Source organism: Neisseria sp. HMSC065D04 (genome assembly GCF_001815675.1).
GTDB lineage: Bacteria > Pseudomonadota > Gammaproteobacteria > Burkholderiales > Neisseriaceae > Neisseria.
This window is the reverse complement of sequence record NZ_KV821549.1, coordinates 361-725: the sequence shown is the minus strand read 5'-3', so window position 1 is coordinate 725 and position 365 is coordinate 361. Positions and strand designations below refer to the sequence as shown.

The window sequence follows — 365 nt, the reverse complement described above, 5'->3', positions numbered from 1 at the left end:
ATGGTTTGGTTTCTTTATATTGATATTTGGGTTAATTGAGTATTGGCGAATAACGGGGATGGGAGAAGAGATAAAAAACCTTTCCGTGAGCAGTGATTGTTACCAAAATAAATATTTAGTGAACTATCAAGAAGGTTCTTGCGGACTATATTTCATGCAAAATCCTGAAGCAATTTACCGGGAATTACGCTACAAAGATAACCCCGAATGTGAGTATTTATATCAACATAAAGTAGAACGTTTAGAACAAATAGAATTGGAAAAAAAGATTTTGGCAGATAATCGCAGAATTTTGAAGAATAGAAAAACTTTTGCCTGTACAGGATGGAATGGTTTTAGGACAGCAATCTTTATTGCCGATGAAA

Annotated in this window: 1 pseudogene; it reads left to right on the top strand. The window is 34.0% G+C overall.

The window, feature by feature from the left end:
* Positions 1-365 (top strand): annotated as a pseudogene (locus tag HMPREF3050_RS11415) (hypothetical protein); the annotation flags it as partial.